Annotated in this window: 14 protein-coding genes and 1 CRISPR repeat array (1 of these 15 cut by a window edge); of the genes, 2 read left to right on the forward strand and 12 right to left on the reverse strand. The window is 49.6% G+C overall.

What is annotated here, in order from left to right; translation table 11 throughout:
- Positions 1-2,018: a CRISPR direct-repeat array (repeat unit 28 nt; unit sequence TTTCTAAGCTGCCTGAGCGGCAGTGAAC); it begins 350 nt to the left of the window's first position.
- Positions 2,019-2,168: 150 nt separating this feature from the next.
- The 7 genes from cas6f to WKR14_RS18605 all read right to left on the reverse strand — a co-directional run bounded on the left by cas6f (position 2,169) and on the right by WKR14_RS18605 (position 11,331).
- On the reverse strand, positions 2,169-2,807 hold the full coding sequence (gene cas6f, locus WKR14_RS18575) for a type I-F CRISPR-associated endoribonuclease Cas6/Csy4 (RefSeq protein ID WP_335921456.1): 639 nt from the start codon (positions 2,805-2,807) through the stop codon (positions 2,169-2,171).
- 9 nt (positions 2,808-2,816) lie between these two features.
- Positions 2,817-3,848: a type I-F CRISPR-associated protein Csy3 gene (gene csy3, locus WKR14_RS18580; protein WP_335921457.1), complete on the reverse strand. Its 1,032-nt coding sequence runs from the start codon at positions 3,846-3,848 to the stop codon at positions 2,817-2,819.
- 11 nt (positions 3,849-3,859) lie between these two features.
- Positions 3,860-4,747: a type I-F CRISPR-associated protein Csy2 gene (gene csy2, locus WKR14_RS18585; protein ID WP_335921458.1), complete on the reverse strand. Its 888-nt coding sequence runs from the start codon at positions 4,745-4,747 to the stop codon at positions 3,860-3,862.
- Positions 4,744-6,006, reverse strand: coding sequence for a type I-F CRISPR-associated protein Csy1 (gene csy1, locus WKR14_RS18590; RefSeq protein WP_335921459.1), 1,263 nt, complete (start codon positions 6,004-6,006; stop codon positions 4,744-4,746). The genes csy2 and csy1 overlap by 4 nt, the downstream gene beginning before the upstream one ends.
- Positions 6,007-6,020: 14 nt before the next feature.
- The gene (gene cas3f / locus WKR14_RS18595) at positions 6,021-9,395 is read right to left on the reverse strand and encodes a type I-F CRISPR-associated helicase Cas3f (protein WP_335921460.1); all 3,375 of its coding nucleotides are present in this window, start codon (positions 9,393-9,395) and stop codon (positions 6,021-6,023) included.
- Positions 9,392-10,381, reverse strand: a complete 990-nt coding sequence (cas1f, locus tag WKR14_RS18600; protein ID WP_335921461.1) for a type I-F CRISPR-associated endonuclease Cas1f — start codon at positions 10,379-10,381, stop codon at positions 9,392-9,394. The genes cas3f and cas1f overlap by 4 nt, the downstream gene beginning before the upstream one ends.
- A 113-nt stretch (positions 10,382-10,494) precedes the next feature.
- Positions 10,495-11,331 (reverse strand): WYL domain-containing protein, encoded by an 837-nt coding sequence (locus WKR14_RS18605; RefSeq protein ID WP_197021478.1) that lies wholly within the window; start codon positions 11,329-11,331, stop codon positions 10,495-10,497.
- Positions 11,332-11,696: 365 nt separating this feature from the next.
- Here WKR14_RS18605 and ric point away from each other — a divergent pair, with 365 nt between their 5' ends.
- Positions 11,697-12,398 (forward strand): iron-sulfur cluster repair di-iron protein, encoded by a 702-nt coding sequence (ric, locus tag WKR14_RS18610; protein ID WP_335921462.1) that lies wholly within the window; start codon positions 11,697-11,699, stop codon positions 12,396-12,398.
- Between the two features lie 64 nt (positions 12,399-12,462).
- A complete protein-coding gene (locus tag WKR14_RS18615) occupies positions 12,463-12,978 on the forward strand; it encodes a helix-turn-helix domain-containing protein (RefSeq protein ID WP_224866476.1) in 516 nt (171 codons plus the stop codon).
- On the opposite strand, the gene WKR14_RS18620 is transcribed toward WKR14_RS18615, so the two are convergent.
- The 5 genes from WKR14_RS18620 to dapF form a co-directional block, all read right to left on the reverse strand.
- Entirely contained in the window at positions 12,948-13,514 is a 567-nt protein-coding gene (locus WKR14_RS18620; RefSeq protein WP_339087080.1) for a HupE/UreJ family protein, read from the reverse strand. The genes WKR14_RS18615 and WKR14_RS18620 overlap by 31 nt on opposite strands.
- A 226-nt stretch (positions 13,515-13,740) precedes the next feature.
- Positions 13,741-14,457, reverse strand: a complete 717-nt coding sequence (locus WKR14_RS18625) for an HAD-IA family hydrolase (protein ID WP_335921464.1) — start codon at positions 14,455-14,457, stop codon at positions 13,741-13,743.
- Complete coding sequence (xerC, locus tag WKR14_RS18630; protein WP_101096339.1) at positions 14,457-15,353, reverse strand: tyrosine recombinase XerC; 897 nt, start codon at positions 15,351-15,353, stop codon at positions 14,457-14,459. Before xerC ends, WKR14_RS18625 begins: the two co-directional genes overlap by 1 nt.
- Complete coding sequence (locus WKR14_RS18635; protein WP_226564667.1) at positions 15,353-15,988, reverse strand: DUF484 family protein; 636 nt, start codon at positions 15,986-15,988, stop codon at positions 15,353-15,355. Before WKR14_RS18635 ends, xerC begins: the two co-directional genes overlap by 1 nt.
- The gene (gene dapF, locus WKR14_RS18640) at positions 15,985-16,812 is read right to left on the reverse strand and encodes a diaminopimelate epimerase (protein ID WP_144190952.1); all 828 of its coding nucleotides are present in this window, start codon (positions 16,810-16,812) and stop codon (positions 15,985-15,987) included. Before dapF ends, WKR14_RS18635 begins: the two co-directional genes overlap by 4 nt.
- Between the last annotated feature and the right edge of the window lie 38 nt (positions 16,813-16,850).

The following is a 16,850-nucleotide window of genomic DNA, read 5'->3' on the forward strand; positions in this document are numbered from 1 at the left end:
TCGTTTACTGTTTCTAAGCTGCCTGAGCGGCAGTGAACATAAGGAATTGCAGATCGTCTACTAGCTCGTATTTCTAAGCTGCCTGAGCGGCAGTGAACTAACACATCCGAGGCCACTGCGCAGCTACAGTTTTCTAAGCTGCCTGAGCGGCAGTGAACGTTTTGGCGTCGCTGGTTTTGATTTCGCAACATTTCTAAGCTGCCTGAGCGGCAGTGAACATGTTTCGGTTACTGCGATGGTTATGTCTGGCTTTCTAAGCTGCCTGAGCGGCAGTGAAGTCGACTACATACGGCGTCCCATCGATTGTGATTTTCTAAGCTGCCTGAGCGGCAGTGAACTTAATCGTTATTTTTGCCGTGATGATTGCTGTTTTCTAAGCTGCCTGAGCGGCAGTGAACTAGTCTTGATGCATCTGGCAATCTTGCGCAGTTTTCTAAGCTGCCTGAGCGGCAGTGAACTCGACTACATACGGCGTCCCATCGATTGTGATTTTCTAAGCTGCCTGAGCGGCAGTGAACAAAAGATGTTATGTCATTCGCGGTCGAAGCAATTTCTAAGCTGCCTGAGCGGCAGTGAACTGAATATGGATATTATAGAGACACGGCAATATTTTCTAAGCTGCCTGAGCGGCAGTGAACAGGTGCAAAAGACATTGCCAGCAACTGTTAATTTTCTAAGCTGCCTGAGCGGCAGTGAACTCATTCAGGGGGCTAACCAGGGCTCAGCGTGATTTCTAAGCTGCCTGAGCGGCAGTGAACATGAGTTCCAATCTGTGACACTAACCGCAACTTTTCTAAGCTGCCTGAGCGGCAGTGAACATCATCAACGTGCGGCTCGTGCTGCTGAGAATTTTCTAAGCTGCCTGAGCGGCAGTGAACAGAAAATCAGCTTTCTGCTGCGGCAGCCAGTCTTTCTAAGCTGCCTGAGCGGCAGTGAACACGTCGCAGCCATTTACCGCCTTGCGGGTATTTTTCTAAGCTGCCTGAGCGGCAGTGAACGCAAAGTTGCAGAAATAATTAGTGCCGAGCGATTTCTAAGCTGCCTGAGCGGCAGTGAACGCACATAATCATTATCAGAGTTGTTCGAGACATTTCTAAGCTGCCTGAGCGGCAGTGAACCAATTACAGGTTATGGCCGCTTTGCTTATTCATTTCTAAGCTGCCTGAGCGGCAGTGAACTTGATTGCACAGTGCCGCAAATGTCCCAAACGTTTCTAAGCTGCCTGAGCGGCAGTGAACCGCTATTTTTGAAACGAGGGAGGCCAGATAATTTTCTAAGCTGCCTGAGCGGCAGTGAACGTCACTGACAAAAAGTTTCCTACAAGGTCAAATTTCTAAGCTGCCTGAGCGGCAGTGAACAAGCTGAGATAAACCGCTCCAAGGCCGTTAGCTTTCTAAGCTGCCTGAGCGGCAGTGAACAACGCCATGACGCTGAAACGGAAACGGCATAATTTCTAAGCTGCCTGAGCGGCAGTGAACATGAAGAGGTACTGGCTCCAAGCACAGTGGTTTTTCTAAGCTGCCTGAGCGGCAGTGAACATTGATAAAAACTTATAAGGACGGCACTCTTATTTCTAAGCTGCCTGAGCGGCAGTGAACACAACCAGCTTGGATGCACGGGTACCAATTGGTTTCTAAGCTGCCTGAGCGGCAGTGAACACGACCAAGGCATGAGCACAGTTCTCCCGCCTTTTCTAAGCTGCCTGAGCGGCAGTGAACGCAGCGTAGAGACCGGCTCGCATCCACTCGATTTTCTAAGCTGCCTGAGCGGCAGTGAACTTTATGGTAGCTCGGTAGGTTTTTTCTTTGAATTTCTAAGCTGCCTGAGCGGCAGTGAACTCCGAGCTCAAGCTTCTGCAGTGTGACCGATATTTCTAAGCTGCCTGAGCGGCAGTGAACGAAACAAAAGCGCGAGCGTAGGAGCGCATATCTTTCTAAGCTGCCTGAGCGGCAGTGAACATCACCCTGAGCGATTCAGAACATTTTGCATTTTTCTAAGCTGCCTGAGCGGCAGTGAACAATAGAATAAAGCAATAAAAGAAAGTCACAACAGATGGTTAGGATAAAAAACCTATTTTTACCCTGTTGAGCACCACCTGTTGTAACTGATTGTATATAAAGCTTATTTTTAAAGAGCAAAAATAAAGGGTAAAACTCACCCTTTGATGCTTAAAAGTGCGGTACTGTTCCAAGCGATGCAATACCATTAACTTTACGACTCAGCCCGTAGCAATCGAACTGCCCATCCACAGGTGTACTTTGCGGATATCTTTCGATAAACAGCGGGAACTTGCTGTTTTTGTCCGGCGAACGTTGTTTCGTTTGCTGGCTGTGCAAGAAGACAAATGGCAAATCACACTGCCCAGTCGGTTTGCTTTTTTCAAGCTCGGTTAAGCACTCGGCCAGCGGCTTGCCCGACTTTGCCGCCCATAATGCCGCCTTTTGCTGCATAGCCCGCTCAATCCGCTCAGGCGATTTCACCTGTTTGCGTACAAAGCTCACGTAGGAAACATCACTCGGTACGGGTTTGATCCCTTTAATATGCGCATAGTCTTCGAATCGATTCAGCCATTGGTGAATGGCTAGCTTTTCCAATGACGCTTGTTCTTTGGCAAAGAGGCGCAATTTACTGCCCAGGGGAAACTTAGCCCGGAGATAATCAGGAAAGCCAACCGCAACACTAGACTGATTTGCATCCACTTTGTGTTCAACAAGTGCAATATGCACTTGTTGAAATACATTTTGCCAGAGGAAACCAAGCGAGATATCGACATCCGGTAGTAGGGTAATTTCTTGGTAGTAGTTCATTACCGCCACCTATTTATCACTTTCGCCGAATACCCCACCGCGCACCAACACGGCCACCACATAATGTTCATCTTCTTCACGCGGTAGTGGTTCTCCACGAGCCCACTTGTCAAAGAAGCTGTAAAAATCCTGCTTATCTTTCGGAGTGCGGAATGCTTTACCCAAATTGGTCACTGCGCCATAAGGTTCTATGGCAATCGCCCCTGCACTTTGTTCTGCCAAAGCGTATTCTGGATACCAAGTATCAATAGAACGCAATGCATTACCTATTTTTTGTGAGTGCATCGCTGCATGTTCATTAACGGCATAAAGAATTTTACTTTTCTTGGTTTTGCTATTGCCTTTATCCAACACTAGCTCTTCACTTGGATAAACTTCTTGCGCTTTACCCACTTTTGCGTAGCAGTCAATTTGCAGCATCAGGTGTTCGGACTTACTGGCCAAGGCCTTGGCAATGCGTTCAGCCAAACTACTCACTTGTTCGTCGTTATGATCGAAATGGCGGGTGCTGAACTTTTTGGCGTCAAACGTCCAAGTTTGCTCCGCCCCTTTATTAAGCGCCTTAACTTGCACTTCAATTTCTTCAGCACCCACTCGGTTACGCCATAAGAAACGCGCGTTTGCCAGGTTAGTGGCGTAGCGTTTTGCCAATTCAAAACAACCATGTTTGGCAATGTACTGCTCAACTGCGGCACTATAGCTCTGTTTGAATTGCGCATTATTACAAGCCGAAGGTTGAGCTAAACCACCCAACACTTTTAGGGTGAAATGGAGTTTAAGAGTGTCTTGATCTTGCCCCAGAGCACAGGCATCGACACGTTGTAAGTTTGCTTTCTCCACTTCGGCATTTAACTTAAGCGGATCATTTTTTACTGCCGCTTTTAAACGGTTAGAAATGGTTCCACGTACCGATTTTTCTTGTAACGATAAAGGAGTGCCCTGTTCTTTAGCGTCCCAGCTAGTGCCAAATAGATAGCCATCTGATGGGACTAGTTTCTTCTCAAATGCCAAGACTGAAGCGGTGTCGTTAATTTTAGCCATGAGATTGTTCCTTATTGATGTTCGTTGATAGCGTTAACTTGCTGACAAAGGTAAAGATCGTTTTCTAAATCGGAGTGGTATTGCCAAAGGGTGTCATCGAGGTTTTTAATTTTGTGCGCCATAACAAACTCACCTAGCGTGACCACGCTTTCAGCAAAGCGGTGCGGCACTGATGGATCGCGTTGATTTTTCGCCTCACCTAATGGCGAAATCCCCTGAAACCCAGTGGCAATCGGCACAATCCAGCCACTCGTCTTGCGTTGGCTATGCCAAACAACACTGCCATCTTCAAGCTGTTCACAATTGTGGTTAACGCTGAGGTAGCCAAGCAGTGCATCTAATGCATCATCGCCTTGCTGCATGGCCTCTATCATTAGATCACGCCGTTCTAGCAATACATAGCCCGGCATCAGTTGACGTAGAACTCGCGTCGTATCCTCTTCTGTCACCACTGAGCCGATTGCGGGCTTTCCTATACAGATGACATCACCACCCGCTACTTTCATGGTGGCGATGACCGCTTGCAATTGCCCTGCAAAATCAGGATGTTGCACCTGTTCCTCATCGCCACTCCACTCAATCACTAAAGAGACGTCTAAATGACAGCGTGCTTCCTCGATAAATGCCGAGCGTGAACCATCCTTATCGAGTGGGTTACCTGTACCAATGATTGAATGGACAAAATCGCCCTCACCTTTGTGAGTTTGTACATCACAGCAATGACTGACAACGGCGACACTGTGCAGCATTAACTCAGACAGACCGGCTTGGTTCAATTTGCGCTCCAAAGCGTGGACAAACCCTAACCATGCTGTCATGGCCGGAAAACCTATGGTAAAAGGGCTTGAGAGTGCATTGGCGTTGTGAATTTTAATATGGGGCAAAATCAGCACTCTCATCGAAAGTTCTCCCTATTGCTGGCAACCACTGTCTCAATGGCCAAGAGTTCTTGATCGGCCAGTAATAAGGGGTTGCTGATGACTTTGCTGCGGCTGTAGTGGTTGATTAAACCACGGGCAATTTGACGAGTGATTTTATCGAGCCACTCATTCTCTTGTTCTCGCTGCGACTCAAATTCAGGGTACAACCAAACTTTTTGCTCCAATGGCAATTCGCTTGGTAGATCGCCTTGATGGCCAGTAAGAAAAAGGCGCACTTGCCACATTTTTTCAATAACCAAATCAACGTATTGCTGAATACGGTAATCGCGTCCATCACGGATATTGATGTTGTTATAGTCGGCTTTAAACAGTCGATGCAACGCTTCCAACACCTCCTTGGCTTGCCAAGCGGTAAAACACTCTTTGAAAAAGTCTGTCTTAGGCAAGCGGATTTCTCTGGGTGTTAAGTTAGGCGGAATGGATGGAAGAAGATGGGCTTTTCCCGCATTTTGGTTATTGAGCACGCTGATGTTTTGAGGTTTTGTACCGCCAAAGCCAATGGTCGTTAGACCAAATATTTCTTGATAGCCCTCTGGGTGAAATCGATTGGCTTTTTTGTTCTCTCTGGCCTCTTTGACAAGCTCCCCAAATCGCATTGCATCAAGTCGTTTGCGTAATTCAAAAAGATGGCCTGAATGGGTCAATAGCGACAATAAATGATATTCACCTTCGGCTACCGGGAAATAGACCTGCTTAATCTTCGAGCTGGATACCGAAGCTTGATCGCTATCGATCATTTTTAAAAAACCGTCTCGTAGCGTCTGATAATCACAGGTTGGCACCTCAAGCAACTGGCGAGCCAACTCACTTTCTTGTTCAATATGCACGAGCAGAGAGCGTTGATCGCTCATCGGCAAGCTCAGGAACTTATACACGTCCAATGCCGCTGCATTACCGAGTGCATCAGGCTCTACCGCCACATTGCCTGATCGCAGAAAGCCATCGACACTCGGTTTATTCTTGGCAATTATCGATGAAACATAGCCATTTTTGTTCTTTCGCGCACTCGGATGACTAAAGGTGCAGGGATGTGAGGCTATTGAGATTTGCCCAGCCCTTTTAGCGGCATCGGGTAACCAATTTGCCAACAAAAAGTTTTGCTCACACTCCCGCTGTTTTTCCAATACTTCTGATTCTTGCATCGAGGTACTGACATTTTTCTTAAGCCAGGCTTCTTTGCGCTCGGCAAAGAAGGTGACTATTGCTGGATCTAACACAGTAAATCCCTCCACTATTTAACCTTAACCAAGCCTAATTGGTCGTTGTAACTGTATTGCTGACTTCCTTCCCGGTAGATAAAACTGATTTCTCCGTATCGCACTGACGTAGCAAACTCCTGCTCAGCACTTGTGCTGTATTGATTAACTAACTCACCGTAATCACGTTGCAGCCAGAGTTTCTGCTGTTGTTCTGGCGCAAGCGGTTGATGCTGAATATTTAACACTTGCTCAATCGCAGGCCATTGCCGCTCATTAGGGATACAAAACTCGATACTGCGCGATTTTTTGACTAAGTAGACCTGTACTGAGGGTTCACTTTTGCGAAAGCGTTTGAAGTATTGCGGCAATGCCGTAAGCCACCAGTAGCCATGAATATGACCGTGTAAATGCTCACACCAACAAGACTGGCGCTGGCTTTCCCGACGGTTGCGGCTGAATCTATCCCGGCGGTTAACTTCGCTTACTTCTGGCTTGCCGATTTGATCCGTGCCGCATGTTTTGGCGGTGGCAAAGTGCTCTAAATCCGCCAAGTTTTTTTGTGGCTCCAACGTCGCTCGCTTCTGAATTCGAGCAACTGCATTAACCGATTGCAGCAATGGCTTTTCGTCCACCAACTGGGTTAAATCATGAGTGACGAGCTGAGTAGTTCGGTCGGTTTCATAGCCAGGACGGTTAAATACTCGCTCTTCTCCCCCCTTGAACCCTTTGAGGTTGTACTGCAACAAGCCAATATTGGGCACAGGAATTTCTCCATCACGGTGCCTGCGTACACGGCCTGCCATTTGAATAATCGAACGAAAAGAAGAGGGCTCTATCACCGCCCAATCAAAGTCATGGTCGCGCCCCACTTCTTCCACAGGCGTCGTCACCAAAATAAAGATCATATTTTTTGCAGAACAGGCATCCAAATGACCGCGAATAATGGGATGGGTAAAGGCAAGCGGTAATTCGTTCGCTGCTTCTTTACGCTTAAGCACCTCATCCAGATGCTTTTCTTGCTCGTGGCGCAGCAACAGCACTTGCTGACTGTGGTAAGCCATACAACGTACTTCGGTATCTGCTGGCCAATCAGAACTGAGCAAGTACTTGGTTAGCTCGACACAGGGTTGAATATTGGCAAGGCGCACCACACCAAAGGAAACTTGAATTTGGCTTTGGGGCTCTAAGGTAGAGTGGTGCCGGTGTTTGGCCAGAACCGCTTGCTTTACTGTTGCAAAATACTGAGTATCAAGCGGTAAATCTGGTTGTTTGAGGCAGGGGATAATTTCGGCTTTACGTTTGGCGGTTTGCTGTTTGAGCTTCTCGACCCGTTTATTGATAAAGCCTTGTTGCAAGGCCCGGTAAGCCTCCAAGTCATAATCATTGCTCCCCACCAACTGGGTATGTGCCGTAAATTCATCAATATAAATACAATTAATGCTGGCGTTTCGGTCACGACTGGCGGCAAATACTGCCCACCCCTGGCGATAGGCATTATACAAACCGAGCGCTAAATCCGGCGGGATGGTGGCAGAGGAAATCATGACTTTTCGCCCCAGCATACCGGCCAAATGAACGAGTCTGCCAATCGCAATCAGATCGTCGCCAGTAAAATCATCGATTTCATCTATCACCAAGTCGGATGACATTAACCGTAAGCAAGGCAATATATAACGCCCACCCCGTTTGGTTTCGGTAGCTGCCATAATATGATCTATGGTGCAAGCCAGTACCGGGGCATACAGCAACTTGCGATCTTTTTCCTTGATTAAAACGGTAGTGAGTTCTTCTTCGGGCAATACGCCCTGCCAATGCAGTTCATCAGTTTCTTCTTGCAAGCTTTCCATCGATTCAGAGCCAAGCTCAGCTTGATTAAGTTCCATTTCCTCCTTATCGACTTGCGCACCAGTCTGGTGATGTAACTCGTAAATCGCCTTAGAGCCAATGAGCACAGCGAGATCTTTATCTTGCAGTTTGAGCCGCTGTTTGTATTCATCACCAGTTTGCAAAGTAAGGGTGCGCAAACCAAGCGCGAGAATAAAACGCAGACTTTCACCATCCTCCGAGAGCGCCTGCATGATTTTGGCGTTAGCCATGGTTTTCCCACAGCCAGTACTCGCCATGTTGACCACAAAATAACCTTGGCTTTTATCTTCAGTATGCTCACGCCACTCGATAATTTTACGTACCGCTTTGTCTTGCCAACGGAACGCTTTTGGGGTGCTGCTCTTGGGTGCCAGCTCGGTAAGTTCAGTCGCTTTTAGCGGCTCAGATTCAAAAAAGGGCAGCAACTTCACCGTATTCACCGCCACCCTGGCGACATTAACCAAATGTTCATCCAGCTTTTGTTTACGCTCTTTGGTCTCGGGATCTGTATTAGCGTACAGCTCGGTTGAAACCTTCCAACTAGGATCATTGGCTTGCGAGGAGTAATAATGGTCGCCCAGCATCAAGCACAACCGTGCATGGTGTAAAACCACGCGCCAACTGCCGTCATTCATCGCTTGATCTAACAAAGGCAACTGATGCAATAAATCCTTAGCTCGGCGTTGCAATGCCGTTAGCCAAGTTTGTGATTGAGAAAGTAGCCCTAAAGGAAATTCAAAGCATTTGGGTAACAGCCTGTTGTAATCCTCAAATTGGTTTTCATATCCCCATGCCGAAGTGATTCTGGCCAACAAATCACCAATCGAACTATTACGATTCTCTCGCTGCTCCCGACACATATCTTCTTTTTTGGGCAGCGGTAATCTGTGATGAGAAACAATTAACCAACTAATCAATGCTGCTGCGTTGGGCAGTTCGCTTAGTGGCTTTGCCGTTTGTAACCTCTGGTAAGTCAATCGCGACTCATCAATGCCTTGGTTGATCAGAAAGTTCAACCATGCTTCATCGTGACTATCACTCATCTGGCTTGTAACGAACTGATGAAATAACAGGCAAGAGATCCACTCATGGCGCAGTGGATCGCCTTTATGCTGGGTTTTAATCTCTGGGTTTAATTTTTCCTGAAACAGTAAAGAAGCCTTCCCCCAATCGTGCAGCAAAGCGGCCATAGCTGCGAGCGCTTTAATCAGTGGCAAATATTTCCAATCACTTTCATAGTCGCTGTTGAGTAAATCTTTCTCAGTACTGTTAACTGGCACCACACCTTCCAAATTAAATTTCTTTTTATTCCCCACCACCCATAAAAACTGGCTGCGGGAGCGAGAGCGGATCCAATGGCAACTGACGGCAGTGCTGCGGCTGGCGGTTTGACGTAGCATTTTTTTCACCGTTAACAATCCCTCTTCGGTGATCAGGGTTTGCCAGGTGTTATCGCCAATCCGGTTGGCAAAAGCATCCAGTACGCGACGGGTTTTCTTAAGCGCGTTTTTTTCACACTGAGAAACAAAGGTGACCATCATAATGGGATTACCTCGCGCTCTTGTTCACCCTGACCTCCCAGGGCAACGCGTTTTACTGTGTCAAACATAAAGTCGAGGGCTTTGTGCTCAATAAAGGCTTGCAATATTTGCTGGCGAAACTCTTGTTCGGTTGCGTTTTCTTTGGCACAAACAAAGGCCCAGGGCAGCACAATGGCGTCTTTGATTAAATCGGCCACATCAAACACCAAAGCACCGCGGCGGGTTTTACCATGCATCACGGCAAAGCCATGGGGTATACCCAATACCCACAAACAGCTTGCTGCCAAACCATAAGCTAAGTAGTTGCCATGGTTTAAAAAGTCGTTGGCTTTGTCGGTACATTTTTTGTCGGATTGTTGTTGGCGAGAAAAACCCTCTTTGCCGGTATTATTGGCCGCGTATCTGTATAGAACTTTGGTTAATTGCGCTTCGGTAAGCAGCAGCTCTGAGGATTGACTGGCTGCCACTGTGCGATTGTGGAAGGTTTCAAGTGATTGTTGGATAACCTGATCCTGAACATTGAACTTTTCCAGAGCGAGTTCACGGTCAGTGCGCCACACCTTTTGTAAGTAGTCGATTCGGGCATTTTGAAATTGTTTCGCGGCGGCTAAGCGCTTTTCATCATCAAACCAAAATGAGAGCCAGCCTTGCAGGTATTCGGTAGGGCGATATTCACTTTGCGGTGTAAACCATTCCACTTCGGTCGCCATATGCAACGGTGTGCCGCCACCGCCACAAAACCCTACCAGTACTCCGGCCTGCGAGAGCATACGCATTGCGGCCTGAGTAATTGATGTACCGTTGCCAAGCAGCAAGACTGTGGTGTTGGCGATAGGGATATTGAAGTAGAGGTTTTCTTTATCAGCTTCGGTTAAATAGAGTACTCGGCCATCTTTTTGCATTACGCGGCAATATTCGAGGTAATACATGTTGGCGCGTTTTGAGTGCAGAATCACTTTAAGATCAGAGGGTGAGAAATCGTCCATTTAAATACCTCGGCGTTAGATATCAGTTACTTTTACCCAACTTTCCTATTGCCACCAATACTGTACAGACACTCAGGTTAACTGAGTTTACCTTGGCTCAAACCATGCCTGTTCTAGCTATTGAATAACCACTGCTTGATGTCATTTCGGTTTACCAGCACCAACTGCTGAGCCTCGGGTGTGCCATCCAGATACTTGGTATTGACCTGCATTTCCCTGAGCAGGTAATCCACCAAGGCTGCCCGGCACTGAATAATGAGTTGTCCCCCTTCCATCTGATAATCCTTGGCCAGCACCTGTTGTTGCTGGGCTGTCAGGCGGGGATCCGGAGCCAGAATTACCGCCAGCATGGTCTGCCAGGCCGAGTCATCTTTTACAGTTTGATGGGCGATGCCCTCCACAACAGGAATTCCCCGAAAACGGCTCAGGACAAGATCGCGAAAAGCCGCTGACTTTTCACAGTAACCCCGAACATGGTAGCGGCTGCCAGCTTTGACTAAGGTGTGGGGAGTAAAAATTCGGCCTTCATCTTCGGGATTTGACAGAGAGACATATTCCACCTCAAGCCTGAGGTTTTGCTCGATGGCATTAATCAAACCGGCGAGGACATGGCGGCAAGTGTTGCGTTCCGGCAACGCCATTCGGGTGGCACAGGAGCCATTCAAGGGGCGGGGCTGAGCAAAGTAACCTGTCTCGTACCAGAGGAAAAAATCATCCAGGGAAGCAGATGAGTAGCTGAGACTGGCATGCTCTGCAAACCCAAAACAGGCCTTATCGAGCTTTATCAGGGCGCCTGGGTGCAATTCCCGGTATTTGGCCAAATCTTTGTGGGCTTGCTGACGGGTAATGGCAAATTGGTGTTCGATATCTTTATTGCGGACTCTCCCTTTCCAAAAGGCCAACATCTCAAGAAAAGCAAATCGCTCTATCGGCAACTTACAATTGCTCACCTTACCCTCCATGGACATTTAACTGTCGTCACCTGAACATAAATTCAGTCTGCCATAGCCCCATGTCAACGAGTAGGTCTGATGGCGAAATATTCGACACTCATCATACCGTATAAAAGACTGTAAGCTGAATACCTTAGAAAGGTGAGAACAAATCCCTTGCATACTCTGCGTTGGCCTATAGGCTTGGATGCATGGTGTGATTCGCAGCAACTCACCAAGCAGTTACGGCCCTGAGCCGCTATCCACTCCAATTGCAAAATGTGATTAACCAAGCAAAACGGTCAAGTTTTATTGGCCTAAGCTTGGCTAAAGCTAAAGATGCTTTTATTATGCATGTAAATTGATAATACAGAGAGCATCCTATGTCAGCGCAAATCTCCCTCGAACGCAGAGTCGGCGAACTGGTCGCCGAAGACTTCCGTAACGCCCATGTTTTCAGCCGTTTTGGTATCGACTTTTGCTGTGGCGGTGGCCGCTCATTGGCATCGGCCTGCGAGCGAGCCGACGCCGAGCCCACCGAGGTACTGCACGCCTTGAGCCAACTGGCCGCAGAGGGCACGCCGGACGATGCCTTGGCCAAATTGCCACTTGGTGAGCTTATCTACCATATCGAAGCGACCCACCACAAGTACATACGCGATACCGCACCGCTGCTGCTGGAATATGCCCAGAAGATGGTGCGGGCCCACGGTGAGCATTATGAAGAGATCAAACCCTTGGCCGGTTGGATCCGCGCCCTGATGGACGACCTCTTGCCCCACCTGCAAAAAGAGGAACAGATACTGTTTCCGGCCATTCGTGCCCTGAGTCAAGGGCAAGAGTTCAACACCTGTTTCGGCCATATAGGCAATCCTATCCGGGCAATGGAATATGAGCATGATGAGGCGGGGCAAATTCTGGCCAAGCTGCAGCAGTTGACCAATCACTACCAGGCCCCTGAGCATGCCTGCACTACCTGGCGGGTATGCTATGCCACCCTGGCCGAATTTGAAGCCGATTTGCACCGCCACATCCACCTGGAAAATAACCTCTTGTTTCCCAAAGCTCTGGCACTGGTGGACTGAGGGCTGTTCAAATCCCGGCTGACTTGCTACAACTGCATTAACAGCAGTAAACAAGGAGTTAGTCATGCCGGTTACAGGTTTCATTCTGGACGATATTGAAAATCTGCGTGAGTCTGCCGCAGTGGAGTTCAAACTCGCCGCCGGCCGCCATGGCAAGGGTGCGCTGCCACAGGCGCTGTGGGAAAGCTACAGCGCCTTTGCCAATACCAATGGCGGCGAAATCATTCTTGGTGTCAGAGAGGAAAAAGGCGAGTTTTATATCGAAGGAATTGCCGAACCCAGGCCCCTTATCGATGAAGCCTGGAAGATACTCAACAATTCGCAAAAAATCAGTGCCAATATTCTTGGTCCGGCCGATATCCAGCTGATAGAACTGGCCGGTAAACAGTTGATCCGCTTTCATGTGCCTCAGGCAGACTACAGCCAGCAACCCATCTATCTGGGGACGGAAGCGATTGGCGGCACCTATATCAGGGTTGGAGATGCCGATATGCGCGCCAGTCCGGCGCAGGTGAAACGTATGTTAAGACGCAAAAAAAGACACAATGCTCAAGCCAGCCATAATTCCAAAGTTAAATAACTTCCCACCAAGGCAATAGCCGAGCCCATGAGTTGCACCGCCCGTTTACGCTTGCCATCCGGGTTTATCAAACTGCCAATGGTCACTCCGGCAACATGAATCGCCGCCGTCCCCAGTATAAAGCCCATGGCATAAATACCAGGCCTTGCCAATTCAGGCATTTCGGTGCCGTGAACATAACCGTGAAACAGAGCAAAAACGCCGACAAAAGCCATGCCGAAAGAGATTGGCATTTCTCGATTGAGGGCTATGACCAACCCCAGCAACAATACCGACAGCGCTATGCCAGGCTCAACAAATGGTATCGGGGTAGCGATCATGCCCGTGATAGCACTCAAAGTCATAAAAAACAGAAATGCCAACGGTACTGACCAAATGGCGCTGCGCCCTAGCTGAGTGCTGAAAATACCAACACTGAGCATAGCCAGCAGATGATCAAATCCCAGCAGGGGATGACTGAATCCATCCCAGAAACTACCATCCGCATGCAGCTCGTGTGCTGAGACCGGCAGGCTCAACAGCAACGAAAACAGCATGATTATTCGGGATAGCATAGGTTAAATCTCAGGCGATAACTGTAAATGATTATACATTAGCATCAAGTTTATGTTGTGGAAATGATAACAAAGAAAAGAGGTGAATTAACGCAAACCTTAATGAAAAACAATTGTTTCAATTAATTGCATTCAGTGGATATACAGGTCTAGAAACCTAAAGCAACCTATTGATTATCAATGATATATCATCAAAGCCACAGATGAGCTACAGCAAAAGAGTCAATTCACTCAAGGACCTAATCTGTATGTGAGGCAGTAAGCTATTAGCCACCCTGCAGTTGTCACCGGCAAATGCCGGATTGAGCCAAGCAGCCTGACAGCCGGCCTTACGGGCACCTTCGACATCTGTCAGCGGGTGGTCGCCGACATGCAGCAGCGCCTCAGAGGGTAAGACCAGGCGCTCGGCGGCCAACTGGAACATATCCCGCCAGGGTTTACGTCTGACACCATTGCCCGGATGCAGCACAAACTCAAACATCTCTCCCAGGCCAATTCTGCCGGCATCCACATTGCCATTGGTGATCCCAACCAGGCGAAATCGCTCAGCCAATTGCGAAAGTAAGGCGAGCACTTCCTGTGACACCCTAAAGTCGCTGCGCCGCTCAAGGAACAAGGCCAGACCCGCTTCAGCGCCTTGATTGGCCTCATGTTTATCATATCCCAGCATCTCCAGCCCGGTTTGCAATAGCGCCAATCGCGCGGCACTGGTGTCATGAGTCAGCTCGGCTTGCTGCAACAAGAGCTGGCGCTTCAACGCCCGCCAGTCTGCGGCCTGCCAGTTGCCGCTCAGTGGGTATTCTTTGGCCAGCCAGTCAAGCAATGCGCCTTCGGCGGCAGCGATGATTGGCCGGTTATCATAGAGGGTATCGTCGAGATCAAAACTGATGGCTTTAATAGCGCCGGGGCGAAGAAACACCTGCATCACTTGTCCTTTTTAGCTCTGGGGTGAGCGCCGTCATACACCTTGGCCAGATGCTGAAAGTCCAGACTGGTATATATTTGGGTGGTCGCCAGATTGGCGTGTCCCAGCAGCTCCTGTACCGCCCGCAAGTCGCCGCTGGATTCCAGCATATGAGTCGCAAAGGAATGCCTCAGCTTGTGGGGATGAACCCTGGCGGATAGCACCTGCTCCCGCCCCCAGCGCGCCATGCGCGCCTGAATACTGCGATGCGCCAAGCGCTTGCCCTTGGCGGTCACGAACAGCGCTTGATCTTCACAGGGAATATCCCGGCGGTAATCCAGCCATTGTTGCAATGCGGCAATGGCGACCGAGCCCACCGGCAGCAGCCGTTCCTTGCCACCTTTTCCCATCACCTTGATTTGCTGCTGGGCGAAATCCAGTTGCGGCACATCCAGCGAGGCCAACTCAGCCAAACGCAGCCCTGAGGAGTAACACAGCTCCATCATCGCCTTGTCACGGGCGCTGAGGGGATCTGTCACCTCAATATCCAACAGATGGCTGATGCTGTCGGCGTCGAGATTCTTGGGCAGCGGCTTATTCTGTTTTGGGGCGCTCAGTTGCCGGGCGGGATTGCTCTTGACCAGCTCTTCGAGCAGCAGAAATTCGTAGAACTGCTTGACCGCCGACAGGCACAGAGACAAAGAGCGGGGGCTGAGCCCCTGGCGATGTAACTTGGCCAACACAGCACTCAACTGGGGATCGGTTACCTGGTCCCAATCAATATCCTGCGGCAGCAGCCCGGCAACCCGTTGCAGTTCGCGCAGATAGTTGCGGGCTGTGTAAGGAGACAGCTGCCGCTCGGCACTGAGATGGCGCTCGAAGCGGCTAAGCCAGGGAGAATCCTGTTTAACGGCCATCAGAGCTTGGGCAGCAGATGGTCCAACAGCTGCCGCAACTGATCCAGCAGCATATTGTCCATCTCCGGATGGAAGTGAGTCACATCGGCACTGGCGATAGCAAAGATCACCTGGCCATTTTGTTCCGACAGCCGTGCCAGTGACACTGAGCCGACTTCAGAGCCGAACAAACGTTTGGACTCCTCCTTGGTCAGGCGTCCAAAATAATAACCGTGCTGCAAACGTTTACGCCAGATGGCCGAGAGCTCTGAGTCAATATCATGCACGGTAATCAGGCGTACATGGCTGAAGTTAAAGGCTTCTTTAAGCTCGGCGCACAGCACCTGTCTGAGCTCGCCCATATCTTCGCAATCGAGCAGCTTCAATGAAAGCTGGGTATTGAAGCGAAAGATTTTCTCGTTGCGGCTGGCCATGCCAAGCAGCGCGGTGATCTCCTCTTCCAGCTGTTGTGCCCGGCTGCGCAGCAGCTCCTGCCGCCGCTCTACCAGAGAAACTGTGCCACGCTCGCCGTGAGGCAGACGCATAGCCAACAGCAGCTCGGGATGACGGCAGAAAAACTCCGGATTATCCAACAGATATTCACGGATGATCTGCTCATCAAAAGGTGGAGTGAGCTTAGCTTTGGCGTCTGTCATATCTGTATCTGTCCGTCGTATACCTGTTCGGCCGGGCCTGTCATCCACAGCGGCTTGCCCTCACCGTCCCATTTAATTGTCAGAGTGCCGCCGGGCAAGTCGACCCGCACTGTATTGCCCAGCTTGCCCTGCAGTTGGCCCACCACAGCAGCCGCACAGGCACCACTGCCACAGGCCAGAGTTTCGGCGGCGCCGCGCTCATAAACCCTGAGCTTGATATGGCCCTTGTTGATCACCTGCATAAAGCCGACATTGACCCCTTTGGGGAAGCGTTCATGATTGGTCAGCTGCGCGCCAATAACATCGACATCTGTGGCAGCCACATCCTCGACTTCCAGCACGCAGTGGGGGTTACCCATGGAGACAGCACCGCAGAGGAAGGTTTGCCCTTCAGTTGGCAAAAGGTAGGTCTTTTCGGCCTTTTTGGCCTTGAAGGGGATCCGCGCCGGATCCAAGATAGGTACGCCCATATTGACGGTGACATTGCCATCGCGCTCCAGGCGCAGGGTCATCTTGCCGGATGAGGTGCTGACCTTGATCTTGTATTTCTGAGTCAGGCCCTTGTTGCGAACAAAGCGGGCAAAGCAGCGGGCGCCGTTGCCGCACTGTTCGACCTCGCTGCCATCGGCATTGAAGATACGATAATGAAAGTCCAGATCCGGATCATAGGGCGGCTCGACCAGCAGCAGTTGATCGAAGCCGATACCGAAGTTGCGGTCGGCCAGGCGCCGGATCTGCTCCGGCGAAAAGTACACATTCTGAGTCACGCCATCGACGACCATAAAGTCGTTGCCCAGACCATGCATCTTAGTGAAGTGGATCAAGATTACTCCTAGGTTCCAACGCCTACAGCGGGAAAGTA

Source organism: Shewanella chilikensis, from assembly GCF_037953065.1.
Lineage (GTDB): Bacteria > Pseudomonadota > Gammaproteobacteria > Enterobacterales > Shewanellaceae > Shewanella > Shewanella chilikensis.

Excerpts from the sequence above, each read along its gene's own strand:
- ric (WP_335921462.1), top strand. The coding sequence starts at position 11,697 with ATGTCAGCGCAAATCTCCCTCGAACGCAGAGTCGGCGAACTGGTCGCC.
- WKR14_RS18615 (WP_224866476.1), top strand. The coding sequence starts at position 12,463 with ATGCCGGTTACAGGTTTCATTCTGGACGATATTGAAAATCTGCGTGAG.
- cas6f (WP_335921456.1), bottom strand. The coding sequence starts at position 2,807 with ATGAACTACTACCAAGAAATTACCCTACTACCGGATGTCGATATCTCG.
- cas1f (WP_335921461.1), bottom strand. The coding sequence starts at position 10,381 with ATGGACGATTTCTCACCCTCTGATCTTAAAGTGATTCTGCACTCAAAA.
- cas3f (WP_335921460.1), bottom strand. The coding sequence starts at position 9,395 with ATGATGGTCACCTTTGTTTCTCAGTGTGAAAAAAACGCGCTTAAGAAA.
- xerC (WP_101096339.1), bottom strand. The coding sequence starts at position 15,353 with ATGGCCGTTAAACAGGATTCTCCCTGGCTTAGCCGCTTCGAGCGCCAT.
- csy3 (WP_335921457.1), bottom strand. The coding sequence starts at position 3,848 with ATGGCTAAAATTAACGACACCGCTTCAGTCTTGGCATTTGAGAAGAAA.
- WKR14_RS18625 (WP_335921464.1), bottom strand. The coding sequence starts at position 14,457 with ATGCAGGTGTTTCTTCGCCCCGGCGCTATTAAAGCCATCAGTTTTGAT.
- csy2 (WP_335921458.1), bottom strand. The coding sequence starts at position 4,747 with ATGAGAGTGCTGATTTTGCCCCATATTAAAATTCACAACGCCAATGCA.
- WKR14_RS18635 (WP_226564667.1), bottom strand. The coding sequence starts at position 15,988 with ATGACAGACGCCAAAGCTAAGCTCACTCCACCTTTTGATGAGCAGATC.
- WKR14_RS18620 (WP_339087080.1), bottom strand. The coding sequence starts at position 13,514 with ATGCTGTTTTCGTTGCTGTTGAGCCTGCCGGTCTCAGCACACGAGCTG.